General features: G+C 70.2%; 5 protein-coding genes. 3 read left to right on the forward strand and 2 right to left on the reverse strand.

Annotation, left to right across the window (positions count from 1 at the left end):
• Nucleotides 1–594: 594 nt before the first annotated feature.
• Entirely contained in the window at nucleotides 595–1,539 is a 945-nt protein-coding gene (locus A4R43_RS38345; RefSeq protein WP_113696566.1) for a methionyl-tRNA formyltransferase, read from the reverse strand.
• A 199-nt stretch (nucleotides 1,540–1,738) separates the two neighbouring features.
• Here A4R43_RS38345 and A4R43_RS38350 point away from each other — a divergent pair, with 199 nt between their 5' ends.
• From A4R43_RS38350 to A4R43_RS38360, 3 genes are read left to right on the forward strand one after another with little or no spacing between them, the layout of a single operon-like run.
• On the forward strand, nucleotides 1,739–3,088 hold the full coding sequence (locus tag A4R43_RS38350; RefSeq protein ID WP_113696567.1) for a lysine N(6)-hydroxylase/L-ornithine N(5)-oxygenase family protein: 1,350 nt from the start codon (nucleotides 1,739–1,741) through the stop codon (nucleotides 3,086–3,088).
• Nucleotides 3,089–3,126: 38 nt separating this feature from the next.
• Nucleotides 3,127–17,808 (forward strand): non-ribosomal peptide synthetase, encoded by a 14,682-nt coding sequence (locus A4R43_RS38355; protein ID WP_162788743.1) that lies wholly within the window; start codon nucleotides 3,127–3,129, stop codon nucleotides 17,806–17,808.
• Nucleotides 17,805–17,999 (forward strand): MbtH family protein, encoded by a 195-nt coding sequence (locus A4R43_RS38360; protein ID WP_113696569.1) that lies wholly within the window; start codon nucleotides 17,805–17,807, stop codon nucleotides 17,997–17,999. Before A4R43_RS38355 ends, A4R43_RS38360 begins: the two co-directional genes overlap by 4 nt.
• Before the next feature lie 85 nt (nucleotides 18,000–18,084).
• Here the strand turns inward: A4R43_RS38360 and A4R43_RS38365 are convergent, their stop codons facing one another.
• Entirely contained in the window at nucleotides 18,085–19,152 is a 1,068-nt protein-coding gene (locus A4R43_RS38365; RefSeq protein ID WP_113696570.1) for an iron-siderophore ABC transporter substrate-binding protein, read from the reverse strand.
• Nucleotides 19,153–19,213: the final 61 nt, after the last annotated feature.

A 19,213-nucleotide genomic window follows, 5' to 3' on the forward strand; every position in this document is an offset into this window, starting at 1 on the left:
AGGCGCCGCACACACCATTCCGACGCGCCCCACCTGCGCGCCGCCGCGAATATGCCCACCGAACCGCCCCGCCCGCGCGGCCACCGCGAATATGCCCACCCGAGCCGCACCACCTGCGCGGCCGCCGTGAATATGCCCACCCGAGCCGCACCACCTGCGCGGCCATCGCGAATATGCCCACCCGAGCCGCACCATCTGCGCGGATCCCGCACTCATCCCAGGTGAGCCGCCCCGCCGAAGCAGCCGCCGCGACCACCGGGGCGAGCCACCCCACTGAAGCGAAGGCCGCCGTCATTCAGCTAAGCCGCTCCGCAAGACCCAGAGCGGAAGCCGCGATCGCAGGTGGCAGCCCGCTGGACCGGAGGCCGCATCACTCAGGTGAGTCGTCCCGCCCGAGCAGGCGCCGCGCTCCTAAGCGTGTCCGCTGAAGCGGACACCGCGATCATCCGGGCAAGCCCGCCAACAACCCACCCCAATGCAGCCCCCCACCCTCCCTGGGGGCGGCCCCTGTCACCATCCTACCCACCAACCCCACCCAAAAGGCCTGGTCAGCTGCGCCCTGTGGGCAACCCGTCCCCTGTGGACAACCCAGGGTCACGGCTGCGCCGTCAGGTATCCGCCCATCGTCCGGAAGTAGTCCTTCGCTGCCAGTTCCCGGTCGTCCTCGGTGCGCACGCGTTCGATCAGCAGCCCGTGGTTCCGCCCCGTCCGTGCGTCGGCGCCGGCGACGATCACCACGCCATCGCCCTCCGGAATGAAGATGCGCCCCGGCGTCCCGCCGTACCGGCCCGCCGACACCGAAGCCTGGATGATCCGCAGCTTCGCGCCCCGGTGGTAGGTGAACGCGTTCGGGTACGGGTCCGACTGCGCGCGCACCAGCCGCTCGATGTCGGCGGCGGGCCACGTCCAGTCGATCCGGCTGTCCTCGATGGCGCGCTTGTGGAAGAAGCTCGCCTTCGACCGGTCCTGCTTGACCGGCTGCACCGTGCCGTTCTCGATCATCGCCAGCGACTCGGTCACGATCGGCGCGATCAGGTCCACCGTCCGGTGGAACAGGTCCGTCGTGGTGTCCTTCGGCCCGACCGGGATCGCCCGCTGCAGCACGATCTCCCCGGCGTCCAGGTCCGCGTCCATCATGTGCGCGGTGACGCCGACCTCCGGCTCGCCATTGATGAGCGCCCAGATCAGCGGCGAGAAACCGGCGTAGGCGGGCAGCAGCGAATCGTGCACGTTGAGCGTGCCGTGCCGCGGCAGGTCGAAGATCTCCGGCGGCAGCCAGGTGCGCCAGTTGTTGGCCACGATCAGGTCCGGCGCCGCCTCGGTCAGCCGCCGGACGACCTCCTCGTCCGGCCGGTTCCGCAGGATCGTCGGGATGCCGTTGGCCTCGGCGAGGTCGGCCACCGAGTCCGACCAGATCTTCTCGTAGGCGTGCTCGCTCTTCGGGTGCGTCACCACCAGCACGACCTCGTGCCCGCCGGAGAGCAGGGCTTCGAGGGTGCGATGCCCCCAGGTCTGGTACCCGAACATCGCTACACGCATGGAACTCCTCAGGTCGGCGGCCGCGCAAAACCGGGGCAGTTAAGCAAGCCTTGCCTAAGGTTCGCAACCGTGTCGAGCGGAGAGGTACATCACCCACGAACGTACTAGCAGAGGCTCGCCTAAGTTAGGTTAGGGTCCCCTAGGTAAGCGCTGCATTTCGCCGAGGTTCGCGGCACCAGCCGCTGGAAATGGGACAGGTATGCCAGAGACGGGAACGACGCAAGCCGCACCGCAGATCCCGGTATACGACCTCGTCGGGGTCGGCTTCGGCCCGTCGAACCTCGCCCTCGCGATCGCCCTGACCGAGTACAATGCGGGCCCCGGCGAGCCGGTGACCGCGCAGTTCCTGGAGCGCCAGCCCCGCTTCGGCTGGCATCGCGGCATGCTGATCGACGACGCGACCATGCAGGTGTCCTTCCTCAAGGACCTGGCCACCATGCGCAACCCGACCAGCGAGTTCAGCTTCCTGAACTACCTGCACGCCAAGGGCAGGCTGGTCGACTTCATCAATCACAAGAACCTGTTCCCGCTGCGGATCGAGTTCCACGACTACTTCGAGTGGTGCGCGGCGAAGGTGGACGACCTGGTCGCGTACGACAGCGACGTGGTCGCCATCGAACCGGTGACCGAGGGTGACGCGGTTGCCTACTTCGACTTGCACGTGCGCGCGAAGGCGGGCGACGAGTCCGTCTTCCGCGCCCGCAACCTCGCCATCGGCACCGGCCTGCGCCCCAACCTGCCCGAGGGCGTGGTGCCCAGCGAACGCATCTGGCACAACCACGAACTGCTCTACCGGGTGGAGAAGCTCGAAGCCGCCGACCCGTCGCGGTTCGTCGTGGTCGGTGCCGGGCAGAGCGCCGCCGAGGTCACCGCCTTCCTGCACGAGCGCTTCCCGCGTGCCGAGGTGTGCTCGGTGTTCGCGCGCTACGGCTACAGCCCGGCCGACGACAGCTCCTTCGCGAACCGGATCTTCGACCCCGAGGCGGTCGACCACTTCTACGACTCGCCGGAAGCCTTCAAGCAGCGCCTGGTCGGCTACCACGCCAACACGAACTACTCCGCGGTCGACCTCGACCTGATCGACGAGCTGTACCGGCGCGTCTACCAGGAGAAGGTGCTCGGCGTCGAGCGGCTGCGCATGTTCAACGTGTCGCGTCCGGTCGAGGTGGTCGAAACCCCGACCGGGGTACGCGCCACGATCGCCACGCTCACCACCGGTGAGCAGACCGTGCTCGACGCCGACGTGGTGGTCTACTCCACCGGCTACCAGCCGGCCGACCCGACACCGCTGCTCGGCGACCTGGCCCGGTTCTGCCGCCGCGACCCCGACGGCAGGCTGCTGATCGAGCGCGACTACCGGCTGCGCACCGGCGACGAGGTGAGCGGCGGCATCTACCTGCAGGGCGGCACCGAGCACTCGCACGGCATCACCTCGTCCCTGCTGTCCAACACCGCCGTGCGCGTCGGCGAGATCCTGGACTCGCTGCTGGCGCGCCGCACGGCCGCACCCGAGCCGGAATACGCGGGCACCGGGGCCGGAACCAGGTGACCGGGCAGTTCACCGAGCCGGGCCGATCCGATGCGGAGTTGGCCAGGCTGATTGCTGAGTTCGGCCGTGACGACCGCGAAGTGCCCGAGCTGACCTGGCCGGTCGCCTTCGAAACGCAGGTTCGCCGCACGCCGGACGCGGTCGCGGTGGTGTGCGAGGACGAGCGCCTCACCTATCGCGAACTGAACGCCGCGGCGAACCGCGTGGCACGCCTGCTGCGGCAGCGCGGTGTGCGTGCGGAGGACGTCGTCGGCGTGGCGCTGCCGCGCACTCCGTTGCTGGTCATCGCTTTGCTGGGCGTGATGAAGGCGGGGGGCGCGTACCTGCCGCTCGACCTGGACCACCCCGAAGACCGCATTGCTTACCTGCTCGAGGATTCCGGCGCCGGGCACGTGCTGTCCACAGTGGATCTCGCCGGTGAACTGCCTGCCGGAACCGAGCCGATCCTGCTCGACGATCCGGCCTTGGGCTTGGAAACGTATCCGGATACCAATGTGGACAGTCCACATGAGCTGGAGCGCGCGGCGTACGTCATCTACACCTCCGGGTCCACGGGACTGCCCAAGGGCGTGGTGCTGTCCCACGACGGCATCGGCAGCCTGATCGCCACGGCGACCGAGCGCCTCGGCATCGGCCCGGAAAGCCGCGTGGTGCAGTTCGCGTCCGCCGGGTTCGACGTGACCGTCTGGGACCTGGTGATGTCGCTGTGCGTGGGCGGCCGGGTGATCCTGGTCCCGTCCCACCGCCGTGTCGCGGGACCGGAACTGACCGGCTACATCGCCAAAAACGGTGCCACGCACATGATCCTGCCGCCGTCGCTGGTGGCCGCGCTGCCGCCGGAGTGCGAGCTGCCCGAGGGCGCGGTGCTGGTCGTCGGCACCGAAACCGTGCCACCGGAACTGATCGCGCGCTGGTCGCGGCAACTCCGCGTGGTCGCCGCGTACGGCCTCACCGAAGCCACGGTGAACTCCACCCTCTGGCGCGCCGAGCCGGACTGGACCGGGCCGGTGCCGATCGGCAAGCCGGACCCGAACACCCGCTGCTACATCCTCGACGACAATCTGCGGCCGGTGCCGATCGGCGCCGAGGGTGAGCTTTACGTTGCCGGGCGCGGGCTCGCGCGTGGATACGTCGGGCGGCCCGGGCTGACCGCCGAACGCTTTGTCGCCGACCTCTTCGGTGCTCCCGGCGACCGGATGTACCGCACGGGCGACCGCGCCCGCTGGCGTGCCGACGGCAACATCGACTTCCTCGGCCGAGCCGACCACCAGGTGAAGATCCGCGGGCACCGCATCGAGCCCGGTGAGATCGAATCCGTGCTGTCCGCCCACGAATCCGTGAGCCGGGTGGCCGTCGTGCCGCGCGAGGTGAAGCCCGGTGACCGGCGGCTCGTCGCCTACGTCGTCCCGGAAACGGCCGAGCAGAACGAGGAAACCGAGCTGGCGCAGGTGAGCCAGTGGAAGGGCCTGCACGAACTGCTGTACTCGGTCGCGGACGACGAAGGGTTCAGCGGCTGGAACAGCACCTATGACGGAGAAGCCCTGCCGCTGGAAGACATGCGGTCCTGGCGTGCGGCCACAGTGGACAGAATCCGAGAACTCCAGCCGAAGCGGGTGCTGGAGATCGGTGTCGGAAGTGGACTGATCCTGTCCCAGGTCGCGCCTGACTGTGAGGCGTACTGGGGCCTGGATCTGTCCGAAGAGGTCGTCGCGGTGCTCCGGCAACGCATCAGCGCGGACCTTGCCGAGAAGGTCGAACTGCGGGCACAACCCGCACACGACTTCTCGGGTCTGCCAGCCGGGTTCTTCGACACCGTAGTGATCAACTCGGTGGCGCAGTACTTCCCGAGCGCTTCATATCTCGCCGACGTGGTTCGCCAGGCAATGGAACTGCTTGTTCCCGGCGGATCGGTTTTCCTCGGCGACATACGGAATCTGCGGACGTTGCGTGCGTTGCGTGCGGCCGTAGAGGTGGAACGGCACGGCGATCAGGCGTCCCGCATCGCTGTCGACGCGGCCGTTGCCTGGGAAGGTGAACTGCTCCTCGATCCCGACTTCTTCCCGGCGCTGGCTGCCGAGTTGGGTGGCGCCGCGGATGTGCGTATCAAGCGTGCGGACTACGACAACGAGCTGAGCAGGCACCGCTACGACGTTGTCCTGCATCAAGCGAAGCTCGACACGCCTGAGTCCATAGTGGAACTCAGCTGGCCGGGAGTCGATGCGCTGCGCGAACGGCTGGCCGCCGAGAGGCCGGAGGCCCTCCGCGTCACCGGAGTGCCGAACGCCCGGCTTCTTCCTGACCTCACTTCACTGAGGACAGTCGATGGCGGTGAGGAACTTCCCGCCGGTGTTGATCCCGAAGTCGTCGCCGCGCTGGCCGCCGAATCCGGTTACGACGTCGCGCTTACCTGGACCGGCGACGCCCTCAACGGCGAGTTCGACGCCGTGTTCACCGTCCCAGGTGTCTCACCTGGCGAGGTCTATCGCCCCGCCAGCAGTGAGTTTCGCGAGCTGGCCGCCTACGCCAACACTCCCGCGACCTTCCGCGACGCGGGCGTGCTGATGAAGGCCCTGCGAAGCTACACAGAGGACAGACTGCCCGCATACATGGTGCCGTCGGCGTTCGTGGTGCTGGAAAGCCTGCCGATCATGACCAACGGCAAGCTCGACCGCGCCGCGCTCCCGATGCCGGACTTCGGCGCGTTGAGCACCGGCCGTGCGCCCCGCACCCCACGCGAGCACCTGCTGTGTGAGCTGTATGCCGACGTGCTCGGCCTGGACAGCGTCGGCATCGAGGACGACTTCTTCATACTCGGCGGCGACAGCATCACCTCGATCCGGCTGGTGCTGGGCGCCGCGCGGCTCGGCTTGGAGATCACGCCCCGCCAGGTGTTCAGTCACCGCACGGTCGAAAAGCTCGCGGGCATCGCGGTCGCGAAAACCGGCGAAGCCTTGCCGGAACCGGAGATCGCGCGGATCGAGCTGAGCCAGGACGAGCTGGCCGGTTTTGCCGAGGTCGAGGAAGTCCTGCCGGTGACACCGTTGCAGGAAGGCTTCTTCTTCCACGCGCGCTTCGATCCGGACGCCGGTGACGTCTATACCATTCAGGAGATCTTCGACCTCGACGGCCCGGTCGACGCCGACGCCTTGCGGCGCGCGACACAGGATCTGCTCGACCGGCACGGTTCGTTGCGCTCCGGTTTCCGGCAGCGCGAGGACGGACAGGTGGTGCAGATCGTCGCCGCCCACGCCGAACTTCCTTGGCGCGTGGTCGATTCCGACGCGGAGCTGGCCGCCGACCGGACCACGCCGTTCGACCTCGAACGGCCGCCACTGCTGCGCGCGACCCTGGTTCGTGGTGAGCGCACGCGGCTCGCCCTCACCTTCCACCACATCGTCGCGGACGGCTGGTCCGTGGTGGTGATGGTGCGCGAACTGCTCGCCCGCTACGCGACCCCGGCCGAGCTGCCGCCGCCCAGCTCCCGGCGCGCGTATCTCGCCGCGCTCGCATCACGTGATCATGAAGCCGCGCGCGAAGCCTGGCGTTCCGAACTGTCCGAAGTGGACGAGCCGACCCTGCTGGTCGGCCCGGCGCGTGAAGGTGTCCGCAGGCAGCCGGAAAAGGTTCGACTCCAGCTGAGCGAGCGCACCACGAACCGGTTGCTGGGCAGGACGCGGGAACGCGGCCTCACCATGGGCACCGTGCTGCACGGCGCGTGGGGCCTGCTGCTCGGGCACCTCACCGGTCGCGACGACCTGGTGTTCGGCAGCACGGTCTCGGGCCGCGGCGCCGAGGTCGAAGGCATCGAGTCCGCGGTGGGCCTGTTCATCAACACCGTGCCGCTGCGATTCCGCTACACGCCGGGCGAAACGCTCGCCGAGGCGCTGACCAGGCTGCAGCGGGACCAGGCGGCGTTGCTCGACCACCAGCACCTCGGCCTGGCCGAACTGCAGCGGATGACCGGGGCGCAGGGCGAGCTGTTCGACACGCTCGTGGTGGTCGAGAACTATCCACAGGCTGGGGATGCCGGCGGCACGCTGCGGGTGTCCGATGTGGAAATCGTCGATGCCGTGCACTACCCGGTCGCACTCATCGTCGCGCCCGGGCAACGGCTCGAATTCAGCCTGAAGTACGACGCGGCGCGGCTCAATCCCGAGCGAGCGCAAGCGCTTGCGGACCGGTTTGTCCGAGTACTGGAGGCCGTTGCCGCTGATCCGGACCAGCTCGTCGCCCGTGTCTCGCTGTTGTCCGATGTGGAGCGTGCACGTATCGAGGCACGAAACGCGACCACCTGGGAGGTCGCCGAAAAGACCCTGGTGCAAGCGTTTGCGGACCAGGTCGCGCGGACGCCGGACGCCATCGCTGTGCTCGCCGACGATGCCGAACTGTCCTATGCGGAACTCGACCAGCGCGCCGAGTCGCTGGCGAACCGATTGCGGGCTCGTGGAGCCGGGCCGGAGCAGGTTGTGGCCGTCGCCGTGCCGCGCTCGGCCGAGCTGATGGTCGCGTTGCTCGGCGTGCTCAAGTCCGGCGCGGCCTACCTGCCGGTCGATCCGGACTACCCGGCCGACCGGATCGCCTTCATGCTCGAAGATTCCGGGGCACGCCTGGTTGTCACGGCGGGTGAGCCGGTCGGCGCCGGTGAGCAGGTGCCGGTCGACGGTCCGGAGATCGCGCCGGTCGCGGGCGCCGCGGCCGGGCCGGACCACCCCGCGTACCTGATTTACACCTCCGGCTCCACCGGCCGCCCCAAGGGCGTGCTGGTCACCCATCGCGCGATCGTCAACCGGCTCGCCTGGATGCAGGACGAATACCGACTGACCAGCGAAGACCGGGTGCTGCAGAAAACCCCGTCCAGCTTCGACGTATCGGTGTGGGAGTTCTTCTGGCCGCTGTGCGAGGGCGCCGCCGTGGTGTTCGCCCGGCCAGACGGCCACCGTGACCCGGCGTACCTCGCGGACCTGGTGCGTGCGCGCGGTGTGACCACAATGCACTTCGTGCCGTCGATGCTGGCGGCTTTCCTTGCCGCCGAAGAGGTGACCGCGGATCCGGCCTGGGCGGCGAGCCTGCGCCGGGTGTTCGCCAGCGGGGAAGCATTGCCCGGCGCCGCCGCGTTCCGATGGGACGCGCTGACCGGCGTTCCGCTGCACAACCTTTACGGGCCTACGGAAGCCGCGGTTGACGTCACCTACCAGCCGTTCAACGGCGCACCGGACATCACCGTCCCCATTGGACGTCCGGTGTGGAACACGCGGTTGTACGTGCTCGACTCGGCGTTGCGCCCGGTGCCCGATGGCGTGCCGGGGGAGTTGTACCTCGCCGGGGTCCAGCTCGCTCGCGGATATCACGCACGTCCGGGGCTGACGGCGAGCCGGTTCGTCGCGGATCCGTTCGGGGATCCGGGTTCCCGGATGTACCGCACCGGCGACCTGGTGTCGCGGCGGGACAACGGGGTGCTCGACTACCTGGGCCGCACCGACCGCCAGGTGAAGATCCGCGGCAACCGGATCGAACTCGGCGAAATCGAAGCCGCGCTGGCCACCCGGCCGGGGGTCGCGAGGGCGGCCGTGGTCGCCAAGGACGACAGGCTGGTCGCGTACCTGGTGGGCAAGGCCGATCCGGCCGCATTGCCGGGTGAACTCGCCGAAGTGCTGCCCGCGCCGATGATCCCGAGTGCGTTCGTGGTGCTCGACGAGCTGCCGTTGACCCCCAGCGGAAAGCTCGACACGGCCGCACTTCCCGCACCCGAGCAGCCCGTTGCGGGGAAGCGGGCGCCGGAAACGGCTCGTGAACGCCTGCTCACCGAGGTGTTCGCCGACGTGCTCGGTCTGGCCGAAGTCGGCGCCGACGACGACTTCTTCCTGCTCGGCGGCGACAGCATCTCGTCGATCAGCGTGTCCAGTCGCGCACGTGCGGCCGGTCTCGTGCTCAGCCCCAGCGACGTGTTCACGCGCCGCACTCCCGCCGCGCTGGCCGAGCACGCGACGGTGGCCGACGAATCCGCTGTGGACAGTGCGGTCGAACTCATCACGCTGAACGATCTCGAGATGGCGCGGATCAGGCGCACCAGTCCCGGTCCGGTCGCCGAGGTCTGGCCGCTGTCGCCGTTGCAGGAAGGCCTGTTCTTCCATTCGGCGTACGACAGCTCCGGGATCGACGTCTACACCGTCCAGGAGGCGATCGACTTCGACCGCCGCCTCGACCACGGCCGTCTGCGCGGTGCCTGTGCGGCGCTGCTGGCACGGCACGCCAGCCTGCGTGCCGGATTCACCAGTGAAGGCTTGCCCGGTCCGGTCCAGTTTGTGCTGGCTGAAGCCGAGCCGCCGGTGTCCGAAGTGGATTTGACCGGTCTGTCCGAAGTGGAGGAGGCCGAGCGACTGGCCGAGCTGATGGCCGACGACCGCGCGAAGCGGTTCGACCTCAGCGCGCCGCCGTTGTTCCGGGTGCTCCTGGTGCGGCTGGGCAACGGCCGTGACCGCGTGGTGCTGCACCGCCACCTGCTGCTGTGGGACGGCTGGTCGGCGTGGTTGTTCATCGAGCAACTGCTGGCGTTGTACGACGCGCCGGATGCCGACCTGCCCGCCGCCGGGTCCTATCGCGACTACTTGGCGTGGCTGGAAAGCCAGGACATTGAGGCCGCGACCGATGCCTGGCGCAAGGCCATGTCGGGGCTCGACGAACCAACGCTGGTCGGCCCGGCCGAGCGGCCGCGCGATCCCGCGACGCCGACGAACCTGGACGCGCTGTTCACCGCCGGCGAGACGGATCGCCTGCGTGCACAGGCGCGGCTGCACGGCGTGACGATGAACAGCGTGCTGAACGCCGCGTGGGCGCTGGTGCTCTCCGGGGTGCTGGGCCGTGACGACGTGGTGTTCGGCGCGGCCGTCGCGGGGCGCCCGACCGGCGTGCCCGACATCGAGTCGATCGTCGGCCTGTTCCTGAACACCGTGCCGGTGCGCGTCACGCTCGACCCCGGCGAGCGGGTGGCCGACCTGTTGCGGCGGCTGCAGGACGAGCGGATGGCGCTCAACCCGTACGAGTTCATGAGCCTCGGCGTGGTGCAGTCGGAGTCCGGCCACCGGCAGCTCTTCGACAGCCTGTTCGTGCTGCGCAACGCCGATGGTGAGGAACGGTTCGCCGAGCTGCGGTCTCGGCACGGCGTCACCGCGCTGGCCAACTTCGATGCCACCCACTACCCGCTCACCCTGGTGCTCACGCCTGGTGAGCGGATGCGCGTTACACTGTCCTATCGGGACGATGTGCTCGAAGCGGCCACCGCGACCGCGTTGCTCGACCGGTTCACCGCGCTGGTCAGGGAAATGATCGGCGACCTGTCCGCGCGGGTCGGCACACTCGGCGCGCCGACTCCGGAACAACGACGGGAACTCGAAGCGACCTGGTCCGGCAAGCGCGCGGAACTGCCGCCGGACACGGTCGCCGATTTCTTGGAGGCGCAGGCTTCACGCACGCCAGACGCGACGGCGCTGGTGTTCGGCGGCGAAGTCCTGTCCTATGTGGAGCTGGACACGCGGATCAACCGGATGGCTCGGCTGCTGCTCGCGCACGGCGCCGGTCCAGAACGGGTGGTGGCGCTCGGGCTGCCACGGTCGATCGACATGGTGGTAGCGCTGTTCGCGGTGCTGCGCACCGGTGCCGCGTATCTGCCGCTGGAGCTGGACTACCCGGCCGACCGGCTCGCGCTGATGCTCGACGACGCCTCGCCGTGGTGTGTGGTCACCACTTCCGGCGTCCGGGCCGCGCGGCTCGCCACCGGCGAAGCCCGCGATTGGCTGCTGCTGGACGAACTCGACCTCACGTCGTTTCCGGGACACGCGCTGTCCGATGTGGAGCGTCCAGGCTTCGAGCGCAGCCGCGCGGACCGCATGGAGCACCCCGCCTACGTCATCTACACCTCGGGCTCCACCGGCAGGCCGAAAGGCGTGGTCACGCCGTATCGCGGGCTGACCAACATGCAGCTGAACCACCAGGAAGCCATCTTCGGCCCGGCGGTGGCGAGCGCGGGCGGGCGCCGCCTGCGGATCGCGCACACCGTCTCGTTCGGCTTCGACATGTCGTGGGAGGAACTGCTGTGGCTCGTCGAGGGCCACGAAGTGCACATCTGCGACGAGGAACTGCGGCGCGACGCCGAAGCGCTGGTGTCCTATTGCGACGCCCACCGCATCGACGTTGTCAACGTCACGCCCACCTACGCGCACCTGCTGTTCGAAGAAGGGCTGCTGGAACGCGGCGAGGGACGGCACCGCCCGGTCCTGGTGCTGCTCGGCGGTGAGGCCGTGTCGGAGCAGGTGTGGTCGCGGCTGCTCGAGACCGAGGACACCTACGGGTACAACCTGTACGGCCCCACCGAATACACGATCAACACGCTCGGCGGCGGCACCAACGACAGCCGCACGCCGACGGTCGGCGGGCCGATCTGGAACACCGACGCCTACATCCTGGACCCCTGGCTGCGGCCGGTGCCCGACGGTGTCGCGGGTGAGCTGTACATCAGCGGCGCCGGGCTGGCGCGTGGTTACCTCCGGCGGCCCGCGCTGACCGCCGAGCGGTTTGGCGCGGACCCGTTCGGCCATCCGGGTGGGCGGATGTACCGGACGGGTGATCTGGTCCGGCGTCGCCCGGACGGGATCATCGACTTCCTCGGCCGCACCGACGACCAGGTCAAGGTCCGCGGTTACCGCGTTGAGCTGGGCGAGATCGAGTCCGTGCTGGCGAGTTACGACGAGGTTGTGCGCGCGGCGGTGATCGCGCGGCCCGACCCGTCGACTCCGGGGCTCAAGCGGCTGATCGGTTACGTCGTTCCGGCGCGCCTGACCGGGGACGCCCGCGCCGAAGCCGAAGCGGCGCAAATAGGTGAATGGCAACAGGTCTACACCGACGAGTACACCGAGATCCCGGTCGCGGTGTTCGAAGAGGACTTCGCCGGCTGGGATTCCAGCTACGACGGGCAGCCGATCCCGGTCGAGCACATGCGTGAGTGGCGGGAGGCCACCGTCGCCAGGATCACCGAGCTGCGGCCCCGCCGCGTGCTGGAGATCGGGGTCGGCACCGGCCTGCTGCTCGGGCAGCTCGCGCCACTGGCCGACGAGTACTGGGGCACCGACTTCGCGGCACCGGTGATCGACAAGCTGCGTGCCGAGCTGGCCGCGGACCCGGACCTGGCGGCCAAGGTGCACCTGCACTGCCGCCCCGCGCACCAGTTCGACGGCCTGCCCGCCGGGCGGTTCGACACCATCGTGCTCAACTCGGTGATCCAGTACTTCCCGAGCGCGGACTACCTGACCCGCGTGCTCACCGGCGCGCTCGACCTGCTCGCGCCCGGCGGTGCGCTCTTTGTCGGTGACGTGCGGAACCTGCGCCTGAGCACGCACTTCCACACCGCGATCCGCGGTGGCGAGGACGCGGCGGCGGTCGAACGCGGGGTCGCGATGGAGAAGGAACTGCTGCTCGACCCGGACTACTTCGCCACGATCCCCGGCGTCCGGGCCGAGATCCGGACCAAGCGCGCGCGGCACCACAACGAACTGAGCCGGTACCGGTACGACGTGGTCCTCAGGCGGGAGCCGGTCGCCGCCGTGGACGTGACCGAAGTGCCGCTGGAGCCGTGGCGCGGTGCCGGGCAGCTGCGGTCGCGACTGCGCGAGCACACCGGTGCCGTCCGCGTCGGCCCGATCCCGGACGCGCGCCTCGAAGCGGGCGGTGTCGAGCAGGAGGACGTCCACGAGCTGGGGGCCGCGCTCGGCTACCAGGTGCACACCACCTGGTCGGACGGCGGTTTCGAGGCGGTGTTCACCTCGCAGGCCGGTCCGACCGAGGGGCTGTACCGGCCGATCGGTGCCGCCGAGCTCGCCAACGACCCGTCGGCCGCGCGCGGCACCGGGACGCTCGTCGCGAAGTTGCGTGCCGAGCTGAAGCAGAGCCTGCCGGACTACATGGTGCCGTCGGCGCTGGTGGTCCTCGACGAACTGCCGCTGACCGACAACGGCAAGCTCGACGTCAAGGCCCTGCCGGACGCGGACCCCGCGGTGCGGCTCACCGAGTCGCGGGCGCCGGAAACCCACGCCGAGCAGGTGCTGTGCGCGCTCTTCGCCGAGGTCCTCGGGCTGCCCGAGGTCGGTGTCGAGCACAACTTCTTCGACCTCGGCGGGCATTCGCTGCTCGCTACCCGGCTGATCAGCCGGGCCCGCACCGACCTCGGCGCGGAACTGGCCATTCGCGACCTGTTCGAGGCACCGACCCCGGCTGACCTGGCGTTGCGCACGGGGGCGACCTCGGAACGGCCTGCCCTTGAGCGCACCGAGCGCGCCGAACGGCCGTCGCCGGTGCCGTTGTCCTCGGCGCAGCAGCGGCTCTGGCTGCTCGACTGGATGGGCGGCGGGGCCGGTTACCACTTCCCACTGGTCGTCCGGCTGACCGGTGCGCTGGATGTCGACGCACTCCGGGCCGCGCTCCGCGACGTGATGAGGCGGCACGAGGTGCTGCGCACGGTGTTCCCCGAACGCGACGGCGAGCCGCACCAGCTGGTGCTCGAAGATCCCGAGCCGGAGTTCGTGGTGCGCGAGGTGGCCGACGTGCCGGACCTGGCCGAGCTGGTCCGGCGCCCATTCGACCTCGGCACCCAGGTGCCGATCCGGGCCGACGTGCTGCGCCTCGGACCGGACGACCACGTGGTGGCGATCCTGCTGCACCACATCGCCACCGACGAGTGGTCCGACCGCCCCTTCCTCACCGATCTCGCGACCGCCTACCGGGCGCGGCTCGGCGGCGCGGCCCCGGACTGGGCGCCGCTGCCGGTGCAGTACGCGGACTACACGCTCTGGCAGCGCGCGCTCCTGAGCGGGCCTTCCGGTGAGCGGCAGGCGGAGTTCTGGGCTCAGGCCCTGCGTGGCCTGCCCGAGGAAATCCCGCTGCCCGCGGACCGCCCGCGACCCGCCCGGCCCACCGGCCGCGGTGGCAAGGTTCGCGTCGAGGTGCCGGACCGGATCGCGAGGCCGCTGCGTGAGCTGGCCGCCGAGTCGGGCGCGAGCATGTTCATGGTGGCCCACGCCGCGGTCGCCACCCTGCTGCACCGATTGGGCGCGGGCACCGACCTGCCCCTCGGCGCGCCGATCGCCGGGCGCACCGACTCCGCGCTGGAGGACCTGGTCGGCTTCTTCGTGAACACGCTCGTGCTGCGCACCGACCTCAGCGGCGATCCCGGCTTCGACCAGGTGCTGACCAGGGTGCGCGAGACCGCGTTCGCCGCCTTCGAGCACCAGGACCTGCCGTTCGAGCGGGTGGTCGAAGTGGTCAACCCGGAGCGCGTGACCGGGCGGAACCCGCTGTTCCAGGTGATGGTGGCCTACCACCACCGGCCCGATGGGGACCCCGACGTGCTCGGCCTGCCCACGGAGTGGCTCGACGCCGACACCGGTGCCTCGCAGTTCGACCTCGGTTTTGTGGTGATCGACCGGCCGGACGCGGGGGAGCTGACCCTGCAGCTGAACTACTCGGCGGAGCGGTTCGACGCGAGCACCGCCGAGGCGCTCGCCGACCGCCTGGTCCGGCTCTTGGACCAGGTCGGCAGGGAACCACGCCGGCCGGTCGGCTCGCTAGAGGTGCTGACGCCCGCCGAGCGCGACCAGGTGCTGCACGAGTTCAACGCGACAGCCCGGGACGTGCCCGCCGCGCCGCTGACCGAGTTGTTCACCGAACGAGTGCGGGTCCCGCCGGACGCGGTCGCCGTGGTGGACCGCGCGCGGTCGATCACATACGGGCAGCTCGACCGGCAGGCGGACCGCATCGCGCACCTGCTCGCCGCGCACGGGACCGGACCGGAGAGCGTGGTCGGCATCGCGGTGCCGAAGTCGATCGAGATGGTGGCGACCGTGCTCGCCACGCTCAAGCTCGGCGCCGCGTACCTGCCACTGGACCTGGCGCACCCGAGCGACCGGATCGCCTACCTCCTCACCGACTCCGGCGCGCGACTCGTGGTCGCCACCACGGCCGACCACCTCCCCGAGGTCGCCAGCGTGCGACGGCTCAACCTCGACACGGCCGAGCTACCGACCGCGGCTCCCGAGCTTGGCGCGGGCCCGGCGAAGCTCGACTCCGCCTGCTACGTCATCTACACCTCGGGCTCGACCGGGCAGCCCAAGGGCGTGGTCGTCCCGCACGAGGGCATCGCCAGCTTGGCCGCGACCGCCGTCGACCGGATGGGGGTGACCGCGGACAGCCGCGTCCTCCAGTTCGCGTCGGTCGGGTTCGACGTCGCCGTCTTCGAGCTGACCATGGCCCTGTGCGTGGGTGGCCGCCTGGTCATCGCGCCCGACGAGGTGCGGGTCGCGGGCCCCGCGCTCACCGACTTCCTGCGCGAACGCCGGCTCACGCACATGATCCTGCCGCCGTCGCTGGTCGCCGCGTTGCCGCCGGACTGCGAACTGCCGGACGGCTCGACCATTCTCGTCGGCACCGAGGTCGTGCCACCCGACGTGATCGAACGCTGGGCACACCGCCTCAACCTGCTGGTCGCCTACGGACTCACCGAGGCCACGGTCAACTCGACCCTGTGGCGCGCCGAGCACGGCCACACCGGCGCGGTCCCCATCGGCGTGCCCGACCCGAACACCGCGGCCTACGTGCTCGACGAGCGCCTGCGGCCGGTGCCGCCGGGCGTGGCGGGGGAGCTGTACATCGCCGGACGCGGGCTCGCGCGCGGTTACCTCGGCCGCCCCGGGCTCACGGCGGAACGGTTCGTGGCCTGCCCGTTCGGACCGCCGGGGTCGGCCATGTACCGCACCGGCGACCGCGCGCGCTGGCGGCCGGACGGGAACCTCGACTTCCTCGGCCGCGTCGACGACCAGGTCAAGATCCGCGGCTTCCGCATCGAACCCGGCGAGGTCGCCGCCGCGCTCACCCGGCACCCGTCGGTCGGCCAGGCCGCGGTCACCGTCGACCGGGCCGGCGGCGTCGCCAGGCTGGTCGGCTACGTGGTGCCGACCGCACCCGCCGACCAGCGCGACCAGGAAGACCAGCGCGACTCGCGCGACCGGCGTGGCCAGCATGACTGGCGCGACCTGCGTGCGTATCTGGCGGACCTGCTGCCCGAGTACATGATCCCGTCGCTGCTCATCGAGCTGGACGGCCCGCTGCCGCTCACCCCGAACGGCAAGCTCGACCGCCGCGCGCTCCCGGCCCCGGACTTCTCCGCGCTGACCGGCGACGACCAGCCCGTCACCGCCGAGCAGAAGGCGGTCGCCGCCCTGGTCGCGGAGGTGCTCGGCCTGCCACGCGTCGGACTGCATGACAACTTTTTCACGTTGGGCGGCCACTCCATGGCGTCCATGCGGCTGATCGCGCGCATCCGCGCCGAACTCGGCTCCCAACTCCGCATCCGCGACGTCTTCGACGCTCCCACCGTGGCCGGCCTCGCCGACCTGCTCGACGGCGCCCGCACGACCCGGCGTCCCGACCTGCGCGCCGAAGCCCGGCCCGAGCGCGTCCCACTGGCACCCGCCCAGCGGCACCGCTGGGCCGAGTACCGCGCCGCCGGGCCGCGACCGGGCTACGACATCGCCATGGCCATGCGCTCCCCGGGCTTCAACGAAGCCGCCCTCCAGGCCGCGCTGCGCGACGTCTTCGCCCGGCACGAGCCGCTGTCGACCGTGTTCGAGGAGGTCGACGGCCAGGTCTGGCAGCGGCTGCGCGACCCCGGCCGCGTGCTCGAGACCGCGCACGGTGACCTCGAAGCCCTCGTGCTCGAAGGCGGCGACCTGACCACCGAGCCACCCGCCCGGTTCCGCCTCGTCCCACTGGACACCGGCGAGCAGGCGCTGCTGTTCACCGCCTACTACGTCGGCGTCGATGAATGGTCCGTCGTGCCGCTGCTGCGCGACCTCGACACCGCCTACGCCGCCCGCCTGGCCGGGCGCGCGCCGGAGTTCTCCCCGTTGCCTGTCGGCTACGCGGACTACGGCCGCTGGGCTCGCGAGCAGGACGGCAAGCACCTCGGCTACTGGCGCCAGGTGCTGCGCGGCCTGCCCACCGAACTCGCGTTGCCCGCGGACCGACCACGTCCCGCCCAGCCGACCCGCGGCGGGGACTTCGTCGAATTCACCATCGAACCCGAGCTGCACACCGCGATCGACGCGCTCGCACAGCAAACCGGCACCAGCCTGTTCATGGTGCTGCAGGCGGCGCTCGCCACGCTGCTCACCCGGCTCGGCGCCGGTACCGACCTGCCCATCGGTGCGCTGGTCGCCGGGCGCGAGGACGACCGGCTCGCGGACCTCGTCGGCTGCTTCTTCAACACCGTGCTGCTCCGCACCGACACCGGCGGCGAGCCCAGCTTCAGCGAGCTTCTCGCGCGCGTGCGCGAGACAGATCTCAGCGCCTTCGAGCACCAGGACGCCGCCTTCGCCGACGTGCTCGCCGAAGTGCCCGGCTGGCGTGGCCCGCAGGTCATGCTCGTGCACCACGAGGCCGTCGCCGCGCTGGAACTGAGCGGGCAGAACGCGCACTATGAGTCGGTCCGCCTCGGCACCACGAACGCCGACCTGACCCTCAGCTTCTTCGAGGCCCCCGGCGCCGTGCCCTGCTACCTGACCTACGCCACCGACCTCTTCGACGCCGGCACCGCCACCGGGCTCGCCACCTCCCTGCTCGAAGTACTCACCGAGGCCGCGGCCGCCCCGGAGACCCCTGTTAAGGAGAACAACCGATGACCAACCCCTTCGACAACCCCGACGGCACGTTCTCGGTGCTGGTCAACGAGGAGCAGCAGCACAGCCTGTGGCCGGAGTTCGCCGACGTGCCCGCCGGCTGGACGGTCGCCTTCGGACCGGCCTCGCGCCAGGAGTGCCTGGACTACGTCGAGACCAACTGGACCGACCTGCGCCCCGCCTCCCTGCGCTGACCCCGGCCCTCCCCAACAAGCCTGAAACGCCGAGCGGGGCACCACTTCGCGTCAGTGGTGCCCCGCTCGACTACGCCGGATCGGCTCAGGAGGTCACGGGCTTGACCTCGGTGGCCGGGTTGCCGTCCACGGCCGCGGTCAGCTGCGGCACCAGCCTGTCGACCACCCACGGCACCGACAGCGGCGACACGAACGAGATGCCCGCGCCGTACTGGCTGGCCTCGTCGATCAGCACCTCGCGCTTCTCCTTGGCCACCCGCATGCCCGTGTAGAGCGTGTCCTTGTCCAAGGTCGCGCGCCCCTCGTCGACCCCGGCGACGATCCACGCGAGCGCGTCCACGTTGAGCAGGTCGGTGCGTTCCGGACTGATGTTCGCGCCGAACTTGTCCCCGATGACCTGGTCGAGGTTCGGCGGCAGCACAAAGCCGAGCGACGTCAGCACCCGCGACCGCGGGTCTTCGCTGCCGTAGATGAAGTAGCCCTGGTAGGTGGTCGCCATCAGCGCGCTCTTGCCCGCGAACTCCGGGTGCGCCTGCTTGACCTGCGCGAGCTTCGCCTCGACCTCGGAGATGATCATCTCACCGGCACCACCGCGGCCCACCGCCTTGGTGATCTTGCGGGTGCTCTCCTGCCACGGCACGCCGTAGTCCTTGAACTCCTTCGGCTGCGCGATGGTCGGCGCGATCTGCGCGAGCTTGTCGTAGTGCTCCTGGGTCAGCCCCGAGTACAGGCCGAGGATGAGGTCGGGGCGCAGCGAGGCGATCTTCTCGAACTGCGGGTCCGCGCTGCCCTTCATCACCTCGGGCAGCGGCGCGCCGTTCAGCTTCGAGGTCGCCCACGGCCCGATCGCGCCGGGGAACTCGCCGACGAACTCGCTGGTGGCCACCGGCACCACGCCCACGGAAAGCAGCGCGTCCTGATCGGTGTACCCGACCGTGACGATCCGCTTCGGCTCCGCCTTGATCTCGGTGGACCCGTACTTGTGGTCGATCGTCACCGGGAAGGCGGCGGGCTCGACCGGGACAGCGCCCGGAGCGGTGGGCGCCGCGGGCGCTTCCTCACTACCGCACCCGGCGAGCGCGGCACCGGCCAGCAGCGCCGAGGTCAGCAGCCCGGCGAAACGCCGGAAGCGGCGGGTCGGGGATCGATCCATCGTCAGGTCCTTAGGGGTCGAACGGGCAAGGCAACTCAGGTTTGCCTAACCAAACATCAAC

Origin of the sequence: Amycolatopsis albispora (assembly GCF_003312875.1) — a bacterium.
In the GTDB taxonomy this organism is placed as follows: domain Bacteria; phylum Actinomycetota; class Actinomycetes; order Mycobacteriales; family Pseudonocardiaceae; genus Amycolatopsis; species Amycolatopsis albispora.